The organism is Campylobacter sp. RM16192 (assembly GCF_004803855.2).
Classification (GTDB): Bacteria; Campylobacterota; Campylobacteria; order Campylobacterales; family Campylobacteraceae; genus Campylobacter_A.
The window spans coordinates 1,669,208-1,685,755 of the sequence record NZ_CP012552.1 but is presented as its reverse complement, the minus strand read 5'-3'; the positions used below and the strand labels follow the sequence as shown (position 1 = coordinate 1,685,755).

Here is a 16,548-nt window from a genome sequence, read left to right as displayed (position 1 = left end):
TTATAAAATCTACCTCTTGTTTATAAAGCTATATTATAAATTCTACTTACAGCTTTGTATAAATATATACTAAGATATAAGTAGATCCCCATTCTATTCTTTTATCTTAAAGTTGCATTATGGTTGAGTATATATTTGTGAATGGCTGATTTTATATCTAAAATCAGCCAAAAATTCTACTAAATCTTTTAAATACACAAGAATAAAAACTATGGTCAAATCTCAGATGCTATCAGATCCTGTATCTTGGAACATAAATCTAATGAGAAATTTAAAGGCGTAGTTGAAATGGATGGAGTCTATGTCGGAAACTATATAAGACCAGCCAATAATATAAATGATAGAATAGATAGACGTAAAGCCTTTAAACCTAACAAAAGAGTAATTATTTATTTAAGAGAAAGAAATTTATTAGGCAAAGGTGCAAATAAAACAAAGACCTTTATATTAAAAAGCGAAAACAATAGTGATATAAACAAGATAGCAAAGGCAAACATTGCCTTAAACTCTCAAATTCATACTGACGAAAACTCAGCTTATGATGATTTATTAGCCTATTACGATCTAAAAAGAGTAAATCATCAAATAGAGTATAGCGGATTAAACGGAGAGAATAATAATCAATCAGAAAGCTTTAACTCAAGATTTAGACGTATGCAGTATGGACAGCTTCATAGAATAGGCGTTCTTTATCTTTCAAACTATGCTAATGAGATAGCATACAGAGAAGATACCAGAAGGCTAGATAATAGATCCATAATGGATGATATTTTATCAAGATGTTTGGCGAACAATAGCGTATCTAATGAATTCTGTGGATATTGGCAGGTGATATTAACCATGACACTATAAGAAACAATAACGATATGATGAACATAGTTATGAATGGATGGAATGGGTAGAAACTAGGCTTGATTTGCATTTAAATATCAATGGATACTATATAGTTTCCATTGATATTGCAAATTTGCGTTTTTATAATAAAATACCGATATTCATTTATTTTGCTTAAATAATCCTAACTTTTCTATCATTAATCTGATTACTCCCAGCCATTGCCTACTGCCAATTTAAAAACATTTACAATCATATTATCCACTGTTTCTAGTCCAATTGATAATTTCAAAGAGCTATATATTTGTTCATGCCTATTATAACCCTAACTTATATGAAATCAAACAATATCCTGAATATCTAATGTGGAGTAGAAGTCCTTTTTGGCTCATGAATAATAAAGGTGTTCTTTTTTGTATATTTTTATAGCTAAAAACATTGTTATTTAAAATCATGGTATAATTTTAGTTTTTCAAGATGAAGTAATTTTTATTTGCTATATTATAGTAAATAAAAAACGAATATATTAATATTTTATGATATAATTTCAGAGCAAGTTTGTTATTTATATGCTATAAATGAAGATTCATGGGTTTATACTTTTTATATCGTATGGGTCACCACTTCTAATCTCTATCTTTAGAAAAACAAAATTGTATCTTTAAACTGCTTAATAGATAATTATTTTTATAAGCTGGATTGATAGTAATATTTATTATACAAATTTTAATTTAATTTTATTGTATAATCTTGTTTTTAAAAAATTATCAAAGAGAGTAAATGACATATTTTCAATGTGATTATGCGAGTGGAGCTCATCCTAAAATTATCGAAAATTTAGTTGCGACAAATAACGATCAATGTCTAGGATATGGCAGTGATAAATATTGTGAAAGCGCAATAAAAAAGATCAAAGACGCTTGTAAAAAACCTGCTGCAGATGTACATTTTTTGGTTGGAGGTACTCAGACAAACTCTATAGTTATAGCCTCTATTTTACGTCCTCATCAGGGCGTAATTTCAGCAGATAGCGGTCATATAGCAGTCCATGAAGCTGGAGCCATAGAGGCTGGTGGACATAAGGTTTTGATTTTACCCTCAATTGATGGGAAAATAACAGCTGATCAGGTAAAAGAGTGTTATGAGCTTCATCAAAAAGATCCTGTAAGGCATCATACAGTCCAGCCTGGAATGGTATATATCTCTTTTCCTACAGAGATTGGTACGCTTTATTCAAGGCAAGAGCTTAAAGATCTTAGCGAGGCTTGCAGAAGCTTGAATTTACCGCTTTTTATAGACGGAGCTAGGCTAGGATATGGGATAATGAGCGAATTTTGTGATCTAAATTTGGCAGATATTGCTGAGTTTTGCGATATTTTTTATATCGGAGGCACTAAATGCGGAACCCTTTTTGGAGAAGCTGTTGTTATCACAAATGAAACTCTTAAAAAAGATTTTAGATATATAATGAAGCAAAGAGGTGCGCTTTTGGCCAAGGGAAGGATGCTTGGAATTCAGTTTGATACGCTATTTACCGATAATCTTTACTTTGAAATTTGTAAAAATGCCGTTTCTTACGCGCTTAAAATCAGAAAAGCCTTTGAGGATAAAGGCGTAGAGGTTATGGCGAATTCTCAAACCAATCAGCAATTTTTTGCACTTAGTGACGAGTGGCTTGAGAAGTTAAGCAAAAAATATGTGTTTCAGTTTATTTATAAGATGGCTGATGGGCGTAATTTTATTAGGGTTTGTACTAGTTGGTCTAGCAAAGAAGAGGATATAAATAGCCTAATAGAGGATATTTCCGCTTTATAAAGCTAGAATTTTATAAATTCTTATATAATCTGTTTTTTAAAATTTTACAAAAAAGGACTTAAAAAGTATGTTTGAATGGATGAGCTCCCCTGAGGCGTGGCTATCGCTTGTTACGCTTACTGGACTTGAGATAGTTTTAGGAATTGACAATATTATATTTATAGCGATTTTAGTCGGTAAGCTTCCGGCTCATCAGCGCGATAAAGCCCGCATTATGGGGCTTGCGTTTGCGATGATCACGCGTATATTGCTACTGCTTTCGTTATTTTGGATTATGAAGCTTACAAAGCCTCTTTTTAGCGTGTTTGATTTCACGATTACTGGGCGTGACTTGGTGCTGATTTTGGGAGGACTTTTTCTTATCGCAAAATCCACTCTTGAGATCCACTCGAACGTAACTGGTGAACATGGCGAAGAGCATAGAGAGACTTCAAAAAAGGCGAATTTCTTAGTCATTATCACTGAAATCGCTATCCTTGATATAGTCTTTTCACTTGATAGCGTTATAACGGCGGTTGGTATGGCAGATCACATCGAGATTATGATTTTAGCGGTTATCATCGCGGTTGGCGTGATGATGTTTGCTTCAAAATCGATATCAAATTTCGTGGACAACAACCCTACGATCAAAATTCTCGCTCTTGCTTTTCTAATTCTTATCGGTTTTGCACTTGTAGGCGAAGGTCTTGGCCTGCATGTTCCTAAGGCTTATATCTACTTTGCTATGGGCTTTTCTCTTGCTGTTGAGATGCTTAATATCTATTCTAGAAAGAAAGCTCGTAAAGGATAAACTCAATCATAAATGCGGCTCTTTTAGCTTTTTGAGGCTAAAAGGGTCAAATTTTCTTATCTGGCTAAATTCTTAGCTTAAATTTATGATAAAATCTAACCCATGAATTTAACCAAAGATCCCATATATCCTCTTATTATCACTTTAGCTACGCCTGCAGGTCTAGCTATGATGTTTAACACGCTTTATAACGTCACGGGCACCTATTTTGCCTCAACCATATCAACCACTGCGGTTGCGGGCATGTCGATGAGTTTTTTACTCTACTTAAGTGTGGTTGGTATTGGGCTTGGCTTTGGTTCCGCACTTACCGCCTTGATTGGAAATTCACTTGGGCAAAGAAGGGAATTTCTAGCCAAAATTTACTCTCAAAAAGGGGTCGCTTTTGTGCTTCTTTTTGCTATAACGATGGGAATTTTAGGATATATTATCACCCCAAAACTACTCGTTTTTTTAGGTGCAAACGATGAGTTTTTAAGCGAAGCGCTTGAGTATATAAGAGTGATTTTTCTGGCTTCGCCGTTTTTCTTGGCTATCAAGGGATTAAACGGCGTTTTGGTCGCGCTTGGAGATACAAAAACGCTTAGAAATTGGCTGTTTGTGGGGCTTTTTATCAACGCTCTTTTTTGCTATGTCTATGTATATATTTTTGATCTTGGAGTGGGCGGGATAGCCTTTGCAACGGCAAGCGTGCAGTTTTTAGGCACTCTTTATCTATCTAAAAAAGTTCGCGAAACGGGCATGATTGATTTTCAAAATCCGGCTATGTTTTTGCCTGATTGGCGAATTTACTCTAAGATTTTAAGGCAAGCCGTTCCTGCATGCTTAAACTATCTTTCCATGTCGCTTGGCGGACTGATACTGCTAAAATTTATAAGCCATTACGGCACAAACGCGGTTGCCGGATACGGTATTGCGCTTAGGATAGAGCAGATCGTCGCCCTGCCTACTATCGGTATAGCCGCCGCCGTTCTTAGCATCATATCTCGAAATTTCGGCGCTAAAGAGTATGAGCGTGTGATAGAGTGCTATAAATGCGCGCTTAAAATTTTACTTTATTTTTGTTTATTCGCCTGCACTTTTTGCGTGTTTTGCGGCACTTATATCATCTTGCTTTTTGATACAAATGCCGAGGTTTTAAGTGCGGGACAAAGCTACCTTCTTATAAATTCTTTCGCATTTTTCGGGTATGGAGTCATAAATATCTCAGGCAGCGCCCTGCAAGCGATAAAAAAACCTACAATGGCGTTTGTGCTAAACGCTATGCGACTGATCGTGCTTCAAATTTGCATATTTTCATTTGTGGTTTACGTGCTAAAAGGAGTGCTTGTAGATATTTGGATCGGCATGTTTTTCAACGTCTATTTTACGGCGGGATGTTTTTTAGTTTATATGTATTTTAAGCTTAAAAAATTACTCAAAAAGGATAGCGGTGGAGTTTAAGGATAGTTTATTTGAAATTTTACAAACTCATAAGGAAGAAAAAATTAGGATTTTTTCGCAAAAATTAATATCTCAGCCTCAAATTTTGGGTGTGAGAACGCCTATGCTTAAAAAGATAGCCAAAGATTTTTCGCTCAAGTTAGACGTAGAAGAAATTCGTCTTTTTAAGCCTGTTTTTCATGAGGAATTTGCGATAAAAGCGTTTTTAATCATCAATCTAAAAGATGACGAGAGTAAATTTGCTCTTGCAAGCGAATTTGTAAAAACTATGCTAAATTGGGCGATCTGCGATCAGTTTGACGCGATAAAATTTAAGGATAGTAGATTTGTAAATTTGCTTCTTTCACAGTGTCTTGACTCAAATTTGGAGTATGAAAAGCGCTTTTTCTATGTTTATTATATGAGAAATTTGGCGGCATTTGAACTTAATAAATTTTTTGAAATTTGTATAAACGAAAAAGACGAGAGATACTATGTCAAAATGGCTATGTCGTGGGCTTTAGCTGAAATTTTTATCAAATTTAAAGAGCCTGTTTTAAATTTGCTTGAGAGTAAAAGGCTTGACAAATTTGTACAAAACAAGACGATTTCAAAAATAAGAGATAGCTTTCGCGTTGAAAAAAGCATAAAAGATGAGCTCGTAAAATTTAGAATTTAGTAATTATGTAATCTTTTTTGGTTAGTAAAAAATATCAAAATTTTTTATTTAAATAAAAATGCAAATTTAATCTAAATTTTATTGACATTAGTTTAATTTTTAGTTAAAATGCGCTTTTTCAATGAAGTAGGTACACATTACTTCGGGGTGTAGCGCAGTCTGGTTAGCGCACTTGGTTTGGGACCAAGGGGCCGAAGGTTCGAATCCTTTCACCCCGACCATCTATGTGGTGAGTGTAGCTCAGTTGGTTAGAGCATCAGATTGTGGTCCTGAGGGTCGTGGGTTCAATTCCCATCACTCACCCCACTTTGGCGCTCGTAGCTCAATTGGATAGAGCGACAGACTTCGGATCTGTAGGTTATGGGTTCGACTCCTATCGGGCGCACCACTTGTTTTCATGCGCTCATAGCTCAGCTGGATAGAGCAACGGCCTTCTAAGCCGTAGGTCAGAGGTTCGAATCCTCTTGGGCGTACCATTTGGTTTATTTAAGATTTTTTAGATAAACTTTCATTCTTTATACACGTGCGGATGTGGTGAAATTGGCAGACACGCCAGACTTAGGATCTGGTGCCTCACGGCGTGAAGGTTCAAGTCCTTTCATCCGCACCATTTAAAATACAAGATCTTGTTTTTAAACTTTTAAAAACAACATTTTAGGTAATATTAAATCATCTGCTATAATCTTAACAATGAAAAGTATTAATTTCACGTTCTTATCTTTTATTTTACATTTTTCGAAAAATAAAAAAGTTAGAATAATAGAAATTATAATTTTAGTGTCTTGAAATTTGTGTAGTGAAGTTAGAAAATAAAGAGGCATATTGACAGATTGTTTTGTACAAACTAGTCTTTAATTTTTAACTTCGTTTTTTTGACTTATATACAAATAGTTTAATCGTATATTATTTTTTAAAAATTTCAGCCACTCTATTCAGCACGCCCTGACAAAGTGAGATGATGATGCCGTAGTTTGTTATGGGCACTATGGCGTGTGAGGCTTTTTGCATGCGGTTTTTCATCATGGTTTTATTTATCAAAAGCCCGCTTTTTCAAAGGCGTTATACATCTTATTTATCGTTAGCTCTCCTGGTTTGCCTCCAAATTCTTCAGCCAAAGAGACACGCACTGCAGGAGAAGGGTGGGCTACGACAAAGGTCTTTTTATCCTCAAGCTTAGCCATAACTTCATCGACAAAGCTCATTTGCTCGATAACCGCAAATGGGCAGTTGATAAGACACTGACCACAGGCTACACATAAATTTTGATCTATTTTGTGAGCAACTCCAAGAGAGCCGTCTATGGCATCTGTAGGACAAAAGGAGCGACAGGTATCGCATCCGACGCAATTGTCTTGGTCTATTTTGATAATACCGCGTAATTCGCCCTTTCTATAAGTACCTTCAAATTCAGCTTCCCCACCTCTTGAATCTGGTGCCGGAGGGAAAGTTTTGATCTTATAGACACTAAGCATACAAACCTCCTGATATTTATTTATTAGTACTATTATTAAATTAGTATTACCATAATAATATTAATTTAACTTTCGTGATATTGTATAGGTAGTTTTATTAAAAAAGCTAAAATATAAGAATTAATGTATGAAATGTATTTTACTACAAAAATACTTTTATGAAATTTAAATATATAGCAAAAATTTCTATATTTAAGTAAAATATTTTAAATTTTTACAATAAATTATATTTTATATATTAATTTAATTTTAAGATGTTATGAAATAGTTTCTGCAAAGGAGTCGATATGAATTTGACTCCTTTGAATTTATTTTACTTAGTTAGGTCAGCAAGCACTTTTGCGGCGTGTTCTTTGGCTTTTACGCTTTTATAAACTTTAGCGATTTTGCCTTTTTTGTCTATCACAAAAGTTGTGCGAACTATGCCAAGATACTCTTTGCCGTAGTTTTTGCGCACTTGCCAAACTCCGTAAAGTTTTGCCACCTCTTTATTCGCATCGCTTAGTAAAATGTGCTTTAAATTTTGCTTTTCTATAAAGCCTGAGTGACTTTTTACACTATCAGGGCTTACGCCGATTATAACAGTGTCTTGAGCGATAAAATCATCATAAATCGCGCTAAATTCGCAAGCCTCGGTAGTGCATCCCGGAGTGTTATCTTTAGGATAAAAATAAAGCACGACATTTTTGCCGATGAAATCTTTTAAATTCACACTTACTCCATCTTGATTTTCAAGGCTGAAATTTGGCGCTTTATCGCCTGTTGCAAGCGTTACTTTGCGCTCTATATCCTCTTTGCTAAATTCACTCTTTACTTCGCAAGCTTCTTTTTTCTTGCAACTCATTTTTTACTCCTTAAATCTTCTAAACTAAGTCCGCTTTTGCCGATACTTTCTGCTTCAAGTGTTTCTATCATCACAAGCACCGCAGCAGGGTCTTTACCTAGCGTTCTTACTAGAGTGTCCGTAACTTCGGCGATAATTTGCTTTTTTTGCTCTTTGGTAGGCTCGGGCGCTGAAACTTTTATGTTTACAAAGGGCATTTTTTCTCCTTTTAAATTTAAATGATTATAGCTAAAATTAATAATGAATTTAGCTTAAATAATAGTGCGTATAGCATAGATAAATTTAATTTCATAAACTTAAGACAATCCAGTAAATCTTTATTTGACAAATAATCTTAAATTTAGTGTAAAATACTTAAAATATGATATTAGTAGTATATAAAATTTAAGTTTATCTATAAATTAGATTATATTTTGCTTTGAATTTATTACAGAAAGGATAGATATGAAAAAAATCTCATTAGTTTCTGCTGCGCTTGCATTAGGCTTATCTTCGTCTATGTTTTTTATTATTCCTACGCCTGCAAATTCGGGAGTTCTAGCCCATCAGATCAAAAAGCAAGGCGAGCTCGGACAAGTCTTCATAAACCCTTATGATGTAGCACCGCTTACTGCTATAGTAGATCGTGCAGGTAAAGATATAACCGATATCCACGTGCGTGTACTTGGCAAGCCAAACGGAGGAGTTGATATCAACTACAACGTCTCGCAAAACGCTCTTTTAAACCACGACGGCGTGCCTATCTGGGGGCTATATCCTGACTACCTAAACCAAGTTGAGGTGAGCTATACATTTAAAGGCGAAAAGAAAAAGGAGATGTATAAAATTTACGCTCAACCAATCGTAACCTTAAGCCGCGATTTTAGATTTGAGCATATGCAAAAGAGAGTTCCAAAGAAAGTTGATCCTGAATTTAAAGACAGACTCTATCTTATCAACAACACAATTACCGGAATTTATAAGCCGTTTGATTGGCGAAGCGGATACGGCGGTGCTGCTAGCTGGAATGACTACACAGAAAACTATATCGTTGATACCACAGGCGAGGTTAGATGGTATCTTGACTACGCTAAATTTTACGATCGCCGAGAGAGAAATGTCGAAAATACAGGCATGATGATGGGCTTTCATCAGCTGCCAAACGGTGATCTAAGTTTTGGTATGTCGCAAAAATATATGCGATATGACCTTATGGGCAAGCAAGTCTATGAGAGAATTTTACCGCGCGGATATATCGATCTAAGCCACGAGGTATTGCCGATTAAGGGCGATCACTTGCTTCTTCGCGTCGGTAAATATAACTATCATCACAAAGACGGTCAAATTTCACACACAGTTCGCGATCATATCATCGAGCTTGACGGCACAGGCAAGGTAGTAAACGAGTGGGATCTAAACGAAATTTTTGGCAACAACATCTATAGAAGCAACCTTATCAAAGCGCTTGATCCTCGTGCTGTTTGTCTAAACATCGACATGAACGCAAAAGAGATCGACGCTAGCTCGGATGCTCCGTTTGGAGATAAGATCGGCACCGGCACAGGACACAACTGGGCTCACGTAAATTCCATCTCGTATGATCCAACCGATGAGGGCATCATCCTTTCACTTCGCCACCAAGGCATCGTAAAAATCGGCAAAGATAAAAAGGTCAAATGGATACTTGCAAGCCCTGAAGGCTGGAGCGATGACTTTAAGGCTAAAGTTTTGGTTCCGGTTGATAAAAACGGCAAAAAGATCAAATGCGAAAATTCTAAATGCGAAGGCGAGTTTGACTGGTCTTGGACGCAGCACACCGCTTGGCTAACCGGCAGATACGAAAACAAGGGCAACATCAAGTATTTAAGCGTATTTGATAACGGTGATGGTCGCGGTATGGAGCAGCCTGCATTTAAAGAGGATAAATACTCCCGCGCAGTTGAATACAAAATAGATGAGAAAAATTTGACCGTTGAGCAAACTTGGGAATTTGGCAAAGAGCGCGGATTTGAGTTTTATAGCGCGGTTACCAGCAACACCGAGTGGCAAAAAGATAAAAAGACTTACTACATCTCAAGCTCAAACGTAAATTTGCTTCGCCCTGATAAGACTATCAAAATGGTTCTAATCGAGATCGATCCAAAGACAAATGAGATCAAATTTGAAATGGACGTTGAGTCTGCGTCAAGGGACGACGTGGCTTATCGCTCGCTTGTAATAAATCCAAATATATTTGAATACTAACATCTTTTAACGCGGCTAAATTTGGCCGCGTTAATCCTCTTTGAGAGCTTAAATTTGATATAATGACTCAAATTTAAAGGTTGCGTTTGAAGACACTACTTGAGCTTGAAAAAGAGCGAAAACTGATACTTTCTAAATTTTTCTCGTATCGCATATTTGTAACTTTCATAATATTTGTATTTATTTTTTACTTTTTGTATGAAATTTTTACCGAGGTTCCATTAAATACTCAATTTGGTTTCATAAAAGGCAAAAATTTAGGTCAAATTTTAGCTCTCATGCTCTCTTTGATCATTGCTTATATCTTTTATCATAATCTTTTCTTTTATTTTGCAAAAAAGGAAAAAAGTGAATTTGCGAAAAAATATAAAAAATTCTATCTTGAAATCTATTTTAACTCGCTTGGGTTTAAATATGAGATGAATAATCATATAAATTTATTTTATATTATGCAAAGTAGATTGTTCTTTAGCATAACCGAACAGTTTGGAAATGATCTTGTAAGCGGAGAGATAGACGGAGTCAAATTTAGCTTTAGCGATTTAAATTTAATCGGTAAAGATAGTTTCTTTAATCCCGTAACTATGGAGCAAGAGAGTGTTGAGATAAGGTTTTTTAAGGGAATATTTTTTATGGCTGATTTTAATAAAAAGATAGAGTCAAAAACCTTTGTGCTAGCAAAAGGCAAGCCGCATGATCCCGTAGCTAAACAATTTATCGTTGATAATGCTGAATTTAACGAACTTTTTAGAGTTTATACCACAGATATCCAAAATGCGATGTATATACTAAGTCCGGCTTTAATGGAGGCTATTATAAAGCTTGCTAAGTATATGAGAGTACCTATCGGATTAAGCTTTGTTGACGGGCGAATTTATATAAAGATTAATAGAGGCATTGATAGCTTTGAGCCTGATATTCATAAGAACATTGTAAGTAAAAAATTAGACAAAAAGATAAAAGCCGATTTAGATGGCATGTTTGACATTATTAGGATATTAAAATTAACTAAAATTTATAGTTGATTTATACGGATTATTTGCGAATTTGGCAGATAATGTTTTAACCTCAAATTTATCATTTCTTTTATAGTATTTCATAAAATATCAGGACTAATAAGGAGTTGTATGAAAATTTTTACTAAATTTATAAAGGTTTTGGCTACACTTGGGCTTTTTAGCTCCTGCGCTTTTGCTCTAACCGACGGGATAGAATATAAGGTGCTCGAAAGACCGCTTTCGGTAGGCGATAATACTCTTACTAAAGTATTTAGCTACGCTTGCTCGCACTGCTATAAATTTGATAAAGGCGTAACTCAAAAAGTAATGTCTAAACTTGATGGAGTTAAATTTATACCTTATCATCTAAAGTCAAAAGGTGAATTTGGCGAGACTGTTAGCGGAATTTTAGCCTCTATGATCTCACTTGATGAGGAGAAAAATATAGGCTATTTTGATGATAAATCTCTGTTTAAAAGAGCAAAATTTGCCATTTATAGATCATATCACGACAAAAACGAACAATTTAGTGACAAAAACGAGTATATAAATAAAATTTTAAAAGATACCAAGGTAAACAGAAGCGACTATGAAAAGGCTTTAAGCACAACAAGAGCGCAAGAAATTTTATCTAGTTGGGACGATAGCTATTCGGTTGCTGTTTTAAGTGGAGTACCCGCCTTTGTCGTAAATGGAAAATATCTAATTAATCTAGATGCGGCTTATTCGATAGATAAATTAATTGAAATTATAAAAGAACTTTTGGGAAAGTAGATTATGGATTATAATAAAGATAATAAAGGTTTTGTCTGCTGGATATATAACTTTCAGCGCACAAGGAAGCCTTGGATGGCTCTGTTTTTAGTATGTATCGGTTTGCTTGTCGGATCATTTTTTTGTGGCGCCTCAGATCCTCTTAGTATGATTATTAGATCTATTTTGGCGATTATTTTACTTGGTGCTATTATTGCCATGATAGAGCCTAAATCTTTCGCGGTAAAATTAATAGCCTATATTTTTATATTTTTAGGTGTTATTTTCGGACTTAGTTATACAAATGAGAGCAAGACACTATCTTTGGAAAATTTCTCATTCCCATTTGGACTACCTCTTAATGAGTGGATGCCAGCTATTTTTTTGCCTAAAAGTGCCGAGATTAGTAGTTCTTTGTCAGTAGTAGGCTTTATCGGTTTTGCTTTTATAGGTGCCATATTTTTAGTTATGATTTTAAGCTGGTTTGTCTATAACGCGAGAAGTTCAGAAATTAATAGCATCTAGTTTTATTTTTTTAGAATAAGTTTTATTGGTTTATTATGTTTTTTCATACACAATATTTTATTGGCTATTTGAAGTAAAAACATAATGTTTTTTAAATATTCATTATTATTAAGATTCTTTTAAACAGTTCAAAAATTTTAAAATAATGAGTTTGAATGACAATGTACTAATTCTATAGAAAGATTTTGATACAATAAACTTATTAGACAATTACTATCATAATTAAAGAATATGAAAAGGTTGGTATAACAAATAAAATTTGTAAATATTGTAATTAAAATATATAGTTAGAAGTTAAAAACTTTATGCTTAATATTATATATTTTTACATCATTAATAAAGTAATATAATGTTTCTTTGTAAAAGGTGTATTGATGAAAAATTTTTATAAACAGCTAATATTATCGCCTATATTAAATATATTTATAGCCATTTTTATATTTAATACATTAATACTTATTTGGATTAACTATATAGAGTATGATTTTAAATTAAGACTTGTTGAATATATTTTTATTGAGTTATTCTATATTATTGGTGTTGAAAATTTATTGTTTTTTTTGTTATGGATTTTTTTTAGAAAATTTTTAAAAAAAATTTCTTATTTTTTGTTAGCTATTTTTTCTTTATTTTTTATATTTGAATCTTTTTTACTTTTAAAATTTTATACAGAATTTAATGTATTTATTTTAGATGCAATAGTTCATACAAATTTAAATGAAATATCAGAATTTGGAAATTCTTTTATTGATATAAAATCATTTTTAATTATATTAGCTACTATTTTAATTTTATTTTTCTCTTTTAAAGTAAAACCTTTAGAATTTAATAAAAAAAATTATATAATTTTTTTAATCATATTTTTTGTATCTATATGTTTTTCTATTGGCAAAACATTTTTAAAATACAAAGAAGGAGATGATTATTTTAATAGAATAAATAAAAGTGCAATTTTTAGAATCTTTTATGTGAACATTAGTTATTTTTCTAATAAGAGTAATACAATTAATTTAGATGAAGTTATTAACTTTTATGAAAAGCATTATAGTAAAAATTTGAAATTAAATTTGTATTTGGAAGATAAAAACCTACCAAAAAATATAGTTTTTATTATAGGCGAAAGCTCGCAAAGAAATTATATGTCAATCTATTCTTATCCTATCAATACAACACCAAATTTAAAAAATTTGCAGGCAAGCTCAAATCTAATAGCTTTTAATAATACTGTTTGTCCGTTTACTAGTACAAATCCATCTTTACAAAGAGTATTAAATTTTTCAAGTTACGATCAAGAAAAACTATGGTTTGATAGTTTAAATATGGTTGATATGTTTAAAATTCGCGGGTATAAAACTGCTTGGTTTAGCAACCAAGAAAAATTTGGAGTTTTTTCTGGTGCCGCAACAAGTGTATCTATGAGAGCTGATATTAGTAAATTTTCTAGTTATTTACAGAGAAATATTTCTGTTTATGATGAAATTTTGTTAGATTTGTTTAATAATTTTAATAGTGACAAAAATTTTTATGTTTTTCATTTGATGGGTTCTCATTTAAAATATGAATTTAGATACCCAAATAATTTTGATAAATTTGGAAAAATTGATTTAAATTTGCCACTTAACAATAAAGAAAAAAAGATACTTAGATATTACCTAAATACAATTTACTATAATGATTTTATAGTAAATGAAATTTATGAATTATTTAAAGATGAAGATAGTTTAATAATATATTTAAGCGATCATGGAGAGAGTATTTTTGAGCAAAATGGACTTGTTGGTCATGGCGGTATTTTTAATAGATTTGTTTGTGAAATACCGCTTATTTTTATAGGTTCAAATGAATTTATATCAAAACATTCAGATATTTGGCATGCCTTAGAAAAAGCCAGAGATAAACCTTTTATGAGTGATGACATAATTCATACAATGGCTGATATTATTAAATTTTATCCAGAAGAGTTTATGGCTACAAAAAGTTTATTGAGAGATGAATTCGATACCACAAGAAAAAGAATTGTGGATGGCAAAGATTATGAAGGCGTAAGACATCAAATTCCATATAGAGATTAATTTTTCTAAAATTTTAGAATGGCGAATTAATTTTTAAACATATTTTTGCTAGACTATCTAAATTTAATTAAGTTGTAGAAAGGTTATCGATGAATACTTCTGAATTTATTTGGATGGATGGAAAATTGGTTAAATGGGAAGATGCTAAAGTGCATGTTTTAACCCACTCGCTTCACTATGCAAATGCTGTATTTGAAGGCACAAGGGCTTATAAAACCGATAAAGGTTTGGCGATTTTTAGGCTGCAAGATCACACAAACAGGCTTTTAAAGTCTGCAAAAATGACAATTTTAAACTGTACTTATACTCAAAAAGAGCTTGAGAACGCACAAATAGAGCTTTTAAGAGCAAATAAATTTAACGGCAACGTATATATTCGCCCGATTATATTTTTAGGTTATGGTATTATGGGACTAGCTCACACAAAAGCTCCCGTAAATACCGCAATCGCCGCTTGGGAGTGGGGCGCTTATCTTGGTGATGAGGGGCTTGAAAAGGGCATTAGAGTTAAAATTTCAAGCTTTGCCAAGCTAAATCCGGCCGGTCAAATGAATAGGGCAAAAGCAAGCTCAAACTACTTAAGCTCGCAAATGGCAAATTACGAAGCAAAAGATGCCGGCTACGATGAGGCGCTGCTTTTAGACGGTGAAGGCTTCGTGGCTGAGGGCCCTGGCGAATGTTTTTTCATAGTTGAAAACGGTACTATCGTAACACCTCCAAATGATAATAGCCTAGCAAGCATTACTCAAGACACCGTTATCAAGATCGCAAAAGATTTAGGTTATGAAGTTCGCCGTGAGCGCATCACTAGAGATCAGGCTTATGTGGCTGATGAGGCTTTCTTCACGGGTACGGCGGCTGAAGTAACTCCGATAAGCAGCATCGACGCTAGAGTTATCGGAAGCGGAAAACGCGGCGAAGTAACTAAAAAGCTGCAAGATGCTTATTTTGACGTAGTTTACGGACGAAATCCAAAATATGCTTCAATGCTAACCTATATTTAAAATTCTAAACAAGGATATGAATGCCAGCAGATTTAAATGATTATTTTAATAAAAAGAACAATAGTAGCGGCGGAAGCAATAACGGTCCAAAGCTGAATTTTAAAGCGCCAAATTTACCAAAGAATTTTGGAAAAATGTCAGGACTTGCTTACGCTATCATAGTTATCATAGCTATTTTAGCTATTACTCAGCCTTTTGTGGTTATAAACTCGGGCGAAGTAGGCATTAAGGCTACAGCAGGTAAATATGATCCAAACCCTATGCAGCCGGGTTTTCACTTCTTTATACCAGGAATTCAAAGAGTTATAATCGTAGATACCAGAGTTCGCCTTATAAACTATACTTCAGGTGAGGATATGGGTGAGACACAAAAATTTTCAACCCAATCTCAAGCGGGAATTATTCGCAAAAACTCAATTTCGGTTTTGGACGCTAGAAACCTTCCTGTAAGCATAGATATCACCGTTCAATACCGCTTAAATCCGGAAAATGCACCTCAAACAATCGCTGCTTGGGGTCTTAGCTGGGAAAGCAAAATAGTAGATCCTGTAGTGCGAGATGTGGTAAGAAGTGTAACTGGTAAATATACAGCCGAAGAGCTTCCTACTAAGAGAAATGAGATAGCTGCTCAAATAGATGAGGGAATTCGCAAAGATATCGACTCTCAGCCAAATAGACCAGTGGAGCTACTCACTGTTCAACTTAGAGAGATAATCTTACCTGAAAAGGTAAAAGAGCAAATTGAGCGCGTTCAAATCGCTAAACAAGAGGCGGAGAGAACCAAATACGAAGTAGAGCGTGCAAACCAAGAAGCGCTTAAAAAGGCTGCTCTTGCAGAAGGAACCGCAAAGGCAGCTATCATAGAGGCTAAAGGTAAGGCTGATGCGGTTAAGATAGAAGCCGATGCTCAAGCGTATGCAAATAAAGAGGTTGCCAAGAGTTTGGATCAAAATTTGCTAGAGTTAAAACAAATAGAGATTCAGGGTAAATTTAACGAAGCTTTGCGTGAAAATAGCGATGCTAAAATTTTCTTAACACCTGGAGGATCGGTGCCAAATATTTGGGTTGATACAAAAGACAAGGCAAGACAATCGGCTATTGAGCGTTAGAAATAAAT

16 protein-coding genes and 5 tRNA genes are annotated in these 16,548 nt (G+C 34.0%); 17 read left to right on the top strand and 4 right to left on the bottom strand.

Annotated elements, in window-relative coordinates; genetic code table 11:
- Positions 1-246: 246 nt before the first annotated feature.
- The 10 genes from CDOMC_RS08975 (at position 247) to CDOMC_RS08930 (ending at position 6,150) form a co-directional block, all read left to right on the top strand.
- A complete protein-coding gene (locus tag CDOMC_RS08975; RefSeq protein ID WP_172129459.1) occupies positions 247-852 on the top strand; it encodes a transposase in 606 nt (201 codons plus the stop codon).
- Between the two features lie 762 nt (positions 853-1,614).
- Positions 1,615-2,649 (top strand): threonine aldolase family protein, encoded by a 1,035-nt coding sequence (locus CDOMC_RS08970; protein ID WP_172129458.1) that lies wholly within the window; start codon positions 1,615-1,617, stop codon positions 2,647-2,649.
- Between the two features lie 67 nt (positions 2,650-2,716).
- Complete coding sequence (locus CDOMC_RS08965; RefSeq protein WP_172129457.1) at positions 2,717-3,439, top strand: TerC family protein; 723 nt, start codon at positions 2,717-2,719, stop codon at positions 3,437-3,439.
- A 102-nt stretch (positions 3,440-3,541) separates the two neighbouring features.
- Positions 3,542-4,882 (top strand): MATE family efflux transporter, encoded by a 1,341-nt coding sequence (locus CDOMC_RS08960; RefSeq protein WP_172129456.1) that lies wholly within the window; start codon positions 3,542-3,544, stop codon positions 4,880-4,882.
- Positions 4,872-5,540, top strand: a complete 669-nt coding sequence (locus CDOMC_RS08955) for a DNA alkylation repair protein (protein ID WP_172129455.1) — start codon at positions 4,872-4,874, stop codon at positions 5,538-5,540. Before CDOMC_RS08960 ends, CDOMC_RS08955 begins: the two co-directional genes overlap by 11 nt.
- Positions 5,541-5,683: 143 nt before the next feature.
- Positions 5,684-5,761: transfer RNA gene (locus tag CDOMC_RS08950), tRNA-Pro, on the top strand.
- Between the two features lie 8 nt (positions 5,762-5,769).
- Positions 5,770-5,846: transfer RNA gene (locus tag CDOMC_RS08945), tRNA-His, on the top strand.
- 5 nt (positions 5,847-5,851) lie between these two features.
- Positions 5,852-5,928: transfer RNA gene (locus tag CDOMC_RS08940), tRNA-Arg, on the top strand.
- A gap of 11 nt (positions 5,929-5,939) precedes the next feature.
- Positions 5,940-6,016 (top strand) — tRNA-Arg (locus CDOMC_RS08935).
- A 49-nt stretch (positions 6,017-6,065) separates the two neighbouring features.
- Positions 6,066-6,150: transfer RNA gene (locus tag CDOMC_RS08930), tRNA-Leu, on the top strand.
- Positions 6,151-6,443: 293 nt separating this feature from the next.
- Here the strand turns inward: CDOMC_RS08930 and CDOMC_RS08925 are convergent.
- The 4 genes from CDOMC_RS08925 to CDOMC_RS08910 form a co-directional block, all read right to left on the bottom strand.
- Positions 6,444-6,578 carry a hypothetical protein gene (locus tag CDOMC_RS08925; RefSeq protein WP_218975675.1) on the bottom strand — a complete coding sequence of 45 codons (135 nt, stop codon included), beginning with the start codon at positions 6,576-6,578 and terminating at the stop codon, positions 6,444-6,446.
- Entirely contained in the window at positions 6,575-7,012 is a 438-nt protein-coding gene (locus CDOMC_RS08920; protein ID WP_236861311.1) for a 4Fe-4S binding protein, read from the bottom strand. The genes CDOMC_RS08925 and CDOMC_RS08920 overlap by 4 nt, the downstream gene beginning before the upstream one ends.
- Positions 7,013-7,325: 313 nt before the next feature.
- Positions 7,326-7,856, bottom strand: a complete 531-nt coding sequence (gene bcp, locus CDOMC_RS08915) for a thioredoxin-dependent thiol peroxidase (protein ID WP_172129454.1) — start codon at positions 7,854-7,856, stop codon at positions 7,326-7,328.
- Positions 7,853-8,053 (bottom strand): tautomerase family protein, encoded by a 201-nt coding sequence (locus CDOMC_RS08910; RefSeq protein ID WP_172129453.1) that lies wholly within the window; start codon positions 8,051-8,053, stop codon positions 7,853-7,855. Before CDOMC_RS08910 ends, bcp begins: the two co-directional genes overlap by 4 nt.
- 247 nt (positions 8,054-8,300) lie before the next feature.
- Here CDOMC_RS08910 and CDOMC_RS08905 point away from each other — a divergent pair, with 247 nt between their 5' ends.
- From CDOMC_RS08905 to CDOMC_RS08875, 7 genes are all read left to right on the top strand, one after another.
- Positions 8,301-10,079 (top strand): aryl-sulfate sulfotransferase, encoded by a 1,779-nt coding sequence (locus tag CDOMC_RS08905; RefSeq protein ID WP_172129452.1) that lies wholly within the window; start codon positions 8,301-8,303, stop codon positions 10,077-10,079.
- A gap of 86 nt (positions 10,080-10,165) precedes the next feature.
- Positions 10,166-11,104: a DUF3137 domain-containing protein gene (locus tag CDOMC_RS08900; RefSeq protein WP_172129451.1), complete on the top strand. Its 939-nt coding sequence runs from the start codon at positions 10,166-10,168 to the stop codon at positions 11,102-11,104.
- 102 nt (positions 11,105-11,206) lie between these two features.
- Entirely contained in the window at positions 11,207-11,851 is a 645-nt protein-coding gene (locus CDOMC_RS08895; RefSeq protein ID WP_172129450.1) for a DsbA family protein, read from the top strand.
- 3 nt (positions 11,852-11,854) lie between these two features.
- Entirely contained in the window at positions 11,855-12,355 is a 501-nt protein-coding gene (locus tag CDOMC_RS08890; protein ID WP_172129449.1) for a disulfide bond formation protein B, read from the top strand.
- A gap of 374 nt (positions 12,356-12,729) precedes the next feature.
- A complete protein-coding gene (locus tag CDOMC_RS08885) occupies positions 12,730-14,427 on the top strand; it encodes a phosphoethanolamine transferase (RefSeq protein ID WP_172129448.1) in 1,698 nt (565 codons plus the stop codon).
- Between the two features lie 89 nt (positions 14,428-14,516).
- Positions 14,517-15,431: a branched-chain amino acid transaminase gene (locus CDOMC_RS08880; RefSeq protein WP_172129447.1), complete on the top strand. Its 915-nt coding sequence runs from the start codon at positions 14,517-14,519 to the stop codon at positions 15,429-15,431.
- A gap of 20 nt (positions 15,432-15,451) precedes the next feature.
- On the top strand, positions 15,452-16,540 hold the full coding sequence (locus CDOMC_RS08875; protein ID WP_169976321.1) for a prohibitin family protein: 1,089 nt from the start codon (positions 15,452-15,454) through the stop codon (positions 16,538-16,540).
- The last annotated feature ends 8 nt before the right edge of the window (positions 16,541-16,548 follow it).

Coding starts and splice junctions, on each gene's coding strand:
- CDOMC_RS08910 (WP_172129453.1), bottom strand. CDS start 8,053: ATGCCCTTTGTAAACATAAAAGTTTCAGCGCCCGAGCCTACCAAAGAG.
- CDOMC_RS08880 (WP_172129447.1), top strand. CDS start 14,517: ATGAATACTTCTGAATTTATTTGGATGGATGGAAAATTGGTTAAATGG.
- bcp (WP_172129454.1), bottom strand. CDS start 7,856: ATGAGTTGCAAGAAAAAAGAAGCTTGCGAAGTAAAGAGTGAATTTAGC.
- CDOMC_RS08875 (WP_169976321.1), top strand. CDS start 15,452: ATGCCAGCAGATTTAAATGATTATTTTAATAAAAAGAACAATAGTAGC.
- CDOMC_RS08960 (WP_172129456.1), top strand. CDS start 3,542: ATGAATTTAACCAAAGATCCCATATATCCTCTTATTATCACTTTAGCT.
- CDOMC_RS08885 (WP_172129448.1), top strand. CDS start 12,730: ATGAAAAATTTTTATAAACAGCTAATATTATCGCCTATATTAAATATA.
- CDOMC_RS08895 (WP_172129450.1), top strand. CDS start 11,207: ATGAAAATTTTTACTAAATTTATAAAGGTTTTGGCTACACTTGGGCTT.
- CDOMC_RS08970 (WP_172129458.1), top strand. CDS start 1,615: ATGACATATTTTCAATGTGATTATGCGAGTGGAGCTCATCCTAAAATT.
- CDOMC_RS08965 (WP_172129457.1), top strand. CDS start 2,717: ATGTTTGAATGGATGAGCTCCCCTGAGGCGTGGCTATCGCTTGTTACG.
- CDOMC_RS08890 (WP_172129449.1), top strand. CDS start 11,855: ATGGATTATAATAAAGATAATAAAGGTTTTGTCTGCTGGATATATAAC.
- CDOMC_RS08905 (WP_172129452.1), top strand. CDS start 8,301: ATGAAAAAAATCTCATTAGTTTCTGCTGCGCTTGCATTAGGCTTATCT.
- CDOMC_RS08920 (WP_236861311.1), bottom strand. CDS start 7,012: ATGCTTAGTGTCTATAAGATCAAAACTTTCCCTCCGGCACCAGATTCA.